The organism is Pseudomonas sp. Pseusp3 (assembly GCF_047304225.1).
Lineage (GTDB): Bacteria > Pseudomonadota > Gammaproteobacteria > Pseudomonadales > Pseudomonadaceae > Aquipseudomonas > Aquipseudomonas fluorescens_CD.
This window is the reverse complement of sequence record NZ_JBGLYV010000197.1, coordinates 1-3,883: the sequence shown is the minus strand read 5'-3', so window position 1 is coordinate 3,883 and position 3,883 is coordinate 1. Positions and strand designations below refer to the sequence as shown.

General features: G+C 62.5%; 3 protein-coding genes and 1 pseudogene. All 4 read right to left on the bottom strand.

The genetic code is table 11. The features are described from left to right. Positions 1 to 179: 179 nt before the first annotated feature. The gene (locus ACCD00_RS30320; RefSeq protein WP_413428876.1) at positions 180 to 974 is read right to left on the bottom strand and encodes a ChbG/HpnK family deacetylase; all 795 of its coding nucleotides are present in this window, start codon (positions 972 to 974) and stop codon (positions 180 to 182) included. Beyond that, entirely contained in the window at positions 946 to 2,160 is a 1,215-nt protein-coding gene (locus ACCD00_RS30315) for a GNAT family N-acetyltransferase (protein ID WP_413428875.1), read from the bottom strand. The genes ACCD00_RS30320 and ACCD00_RS30315 overlap by 29 nt, the downstream gene beginning before the upstream one ends. Before the next feature lie 4 nt (positions 2,161 to 2,164). Next, positions 2,165 to 2,851, bottom strand: coding sequence for an N-acetyltransferase (locus ACCD00_RS30310; RefSeq protein ID WP_413428874.1), 687 nt, complete (start codon positions 2,849 to 2,851; stop codon positions 2,165 to 2,167). Between the two features lie 83 nt (positions 2,852 to 2,934). Next, positions 2,935 to 3,883 (bottom strand): annotated as a pseudogene (locus ACCD00_RS30305) (hypothetical protein); the annotation flags it as partial.

Below are 3,883 nucleotides of genomic sequence, written 5' to 3'. Positions count from 1 at the left end.
CGAGGCACCGAACGTCAGGGGCAAGAGCCCTTGGTTACTTGGGGCTTTTCCAAGTAACCCGCCGTAAAGGCGGAACCTTAAGTGGCCGTGACCGCAGCAACGGATATGTACACTATTAAAAACACGTCGCCTAATACACCGACATAGCGGGCAAGCCACACTCCCACAGGGATTGCGGATTACTCCAAAACAGCCTGCGCACGGCGAGGTGCGGCGTCGCCCGCAGCGGTATAGGCCACTCGCGGTACACCCGGCAAACGCTGTTCCAGCAACGCGCTCAAGGACTCTCCCGGTTCCAGGTAGGCATCGCCGAAGTCGGCGCCGAGCTGGTTCGGGTGGGCGACGATTTCCAGCAGTCCGTCGGCTGGCGGCTCGGCGTTGCGCAGATCCACCGGGGTGCACACGTAGTCGGCGGTGGCGCCGGCCAGGTTGCTCAGGCGCCGATTGAGCAGGTCCTTGAACACGCGCTTGGGCAGGCTGAGATTTTGTCCCAGGTTGCGCGCCAGACGCACCGGCACCCCCTGGCGGGCGGCAAAGCGCGCGACGATCTCGCCGATCGGCCAGATGTTGTGCACGTGTTGATGGGAGTCCAGGTGACTGGGGCGCAAACCGTTGTCCAGGCAGCGCTGCCACTGGGCTTCGAGTTCTTCCAGTACGGCGTGGCGATCTCGGCGCCCGAGCCAGAGGCGGGTGCGGCGCAGGTTGAGGTCGAACACGCCGGCACCGTCGCAAAACGTCGGGCGCTGCACAATGCTCTGGCTCAACGGACGGCCATAGGTCAGGTTGAAGTGCAGGCCGATGCGGCCTTCGAGTAACGGATGCCGGGCCAGGACGCAGGCCGCTTCGAATGCCGGCATGTTGGCCATGGCGGTGGCGGAGCTGATGAGCCCGGCCTGGAACGCGCCAAGGATCACCGCGTTTTCGCAGGCACTGAGGCCGAAATCGTCAGCGTTGACTATCACTTGCCGAGGCATGTCCACCCTCCTTGAGTTTTTCCGTAGGCGCAGGCGTTTTGACCGCCGGTGTCGCGACAGGCGCCGGGGTTGCTGCGGTCGCCGCGCGTCGGGCGCGCCATTGCTGCAATCGGGGTTTCAAGCGTTGCCAGACCCGCAAGGCCAGCCCCAGCACCAGGCCGCCTGGACGCCAGGAGTAAAAACTCCAGCGCCAGTGTTCCAGTTGCCCGGTCATGCGTTCGTGCAGTTGATGGCTGGAGTTTTCCAGGCTGACCCGGGACGCATCGATCCAGCACCAGTTGTCTTCCAGGCCCCAGCGAATCCACTCTTCGAGCAGCACCCGGCCGCTGCCCAGGTCGGCATATTGCGGCAGGAACGCCAAATTGTAGTCGTACAGTCGACCCTGTTCCAGCAAGCCAAGGCGATAGCTGATGCAGCGCCCCTCCAGTTCCAGCACCACCACGCGCACCAGGCCTCGGGCCGCGAGGGCGGTGAAGGCGCGGTCCATCCACTGGCGATGGCGCGCATCGGAAAAGATCCCGACGCCTTCATCGCCTTTCCAGCTCACCGCTTCGACCTCACTGATTTCCTGCAACAGCGGCCCCATGGTCAGGGCGTCGGGAGTAATCCGCCGCACCTGGGCACCGCACGCGGCAATGCGTTTGCGTGCGCGGCGCAGTTTGTAGCGCGGGTCGCCGGAGACTTCCTGATGGTCGGCCTCGCTGATCAGGTGCACCGGCACTCGACAGCTCAGGCGTTGTTCGAAGGTCGAACTCAGCGCCTGCCACGGTGCCAGGGCCTGTGCCTGGGCCGTGGAACCGGCCAGTTCGTTGAGTTGCAGCACGGCATGGGGCAGGCGTTGACGGATCTGCGTCAGCGCCTTGCGTAAATTGTCACTGTCCAGCCTTGTCAGCAGTGCGAGGCGGTCGGCGAGGGGATAGCCCAAATGATGCAGGACCCGAAACGGCAAACGCGCAAAGCGCTCCATGGATGCCACCAGCGGCAGGCACAGCGCCAGTTCGTCACCCTGCCAGCCGAGCAGCACGTGCAACTGCGCGTCGGGCTTGAGTGCCAGTTCCGATGCGTACAACCAGGCCAGGGTGTTGAACGGCGTGTGGTCCGTTACGCGCTGGCGCAACGCTTCGTAAGCCGCTACCGGAAAATCGTCGGTGCACAGGGAAGTGCGCCATTCGAATCGTGCAGACATAAGGTCAGCTCGCCTCGGCCGGAACAGGAGAGGGTGCCGGTTTGCGCAAGGCATCCAGGCGTGAACCGCTGTAGCGGGTTTCGCGGAAGAAGCGCCAGCCGAACAGGTGGTAGATGTTCATGATCCGTCCTTGCTCGCGATACCCCATGCGCATGTGCAGCTTGAGCGCGGGAATGTTGTGGGACTCGCAGATATCCACCACTTTGTTGCAGCCTTGATCAGCCATGGCTTTCCACAGGTTCAGCTGGAAATCGACCGACAGCGTGGTGCCCCGGTAGGCAGGAATCTGCTCGAGAGCGAACTCGAAGAACTCGCCTGGCTTCACCGGGAACAAGCAGCCGTAGTAATGACGGTCGAGATAATCGCGTGTGCTGCCCCAGATAAAGGCCACGGCATCGCCGTTTTCATCCAGGTACATGTGCCCGGTGTACCCTTCGCACGCCAACTCGGCCATGGTGCCCACGCGATCACCGAAGTGCCTGGCGAACGCTACGGCGTTTTGTGGAGTGATGGTTTCCAGTCGCAGCGGTGAATAGGGCCGAAGCTTGTGTGGCGGTACCGGGCTCACCAGGTCGCGCTCCATCCACAACAGTTCTTCGTGGAAAAACACGTAGTGTTTCCACAACTTGCCGACGGTGGCGCGCAGGCCTTTTTGCTTGATGTGGTCGCTGAGTTTTTTCAGAACATTCATGTTTTTGACTCCTCACGGTGTTGGTCGCGAGTGGAGTGACTCAATGCACGACGAATCGTCTACACGGCAAAAATCAATGACGTTCATGTGGCGCTCCAGCTGAGGGTAAACAGGGTTTCTCCTGGCAAATCGAAGCTGATGCGACCCTCCAGGCATTTGAAAGATGCGTCGCGACTGCGGTTGTCGGCGCCGAAATAGCGCAATGATCCCAGGGTCAATGGGCATTGCGCGCCAGCCAGGCTCACACGTTGCAAGCGCGAGCCTTTGTTGACGCCAAGCAGGCTGCGTTGCTGCCCGGCAGACATGGCCAGCACTTCAACCTCGAAGGCGTCGTTATCCAGGCGCATGACATCCTGCAGCCAATGCTGGCGGATAAATTGCTGCGCCAGGCCTACGGGCTTGAGCTCGAATTCATCCTTGCCGAGCACGCGGAACATGCCCTTGGGATACTCGGGTTCGTCGTCGGCCTGGAACCAGCCGAGCATGTCGAGCAAGCCGTCCCGGGACGCATTGATGATGACCGAGGCCCACCATAACGAGGCGTAGTGAGTTTCCTGATCGTAAGGGCTGAGGCTGGCCCCGCTGGACATGTTGGTCTGGTCCAGCAACAAGGCCTTGCGCGGTCGTCCCTGGGCGTCGAGCCCCACCAGCTCTGCCGCTTTGCGTACGCTATCGCGGTAGACACGGGTCGCCAGCAGGTCGCGGACCATCCATTCGTGCCACGCCAGCGCATCGATCCTGTCGCCGGACTCGGCCAGCAGGCGTCGGGCCCAGTCGATGCCGCGCTTGTCGGTGGCATTGTCGACGAACGGGCCATTGACGAACCGGGAGCTGGCCGGCATGGCGATGCGTACGCCGGCTTTGGCGTTGTCCGGGTTGCTGCGCACTTGCCAGGCCATGCTGTTGAAGATGCGCTGGTAGCTGGCGTAGTCCGGGTAGTTGAGGTTCGGTTCGTCGGCAAAGCTGATGTAGTGCGTGCCCTTGCCGCCCAGTGCGCGCGTGGCGGCGAGCCAGGCGTCGAGGCCGGCGTTG

Coding starts and splice junctions, on each gene's coding strand:
- ACCD00_RS30320 (WP_413428876.1), bottom strand. CDS start 974: ATGCCTCGGCAAGTGATAGTCAACGCTGACGATTTCGGCCTCAGTGCC.
- ACCD00_RS30315 (WP_413428875.1), bottom strand. CDS start 2,160: ATGTCTGCACGATTCGAATGGCGCACTTCCCTGTGCACCGACGATTTT.
- ACCD00_RS30310 (WP_413428874.1), bottom strand. CDS start 2,851: ATGAATGTTCTGAAAAAACTCAGCGACCACATCAAGCAAAAAGGCCTG.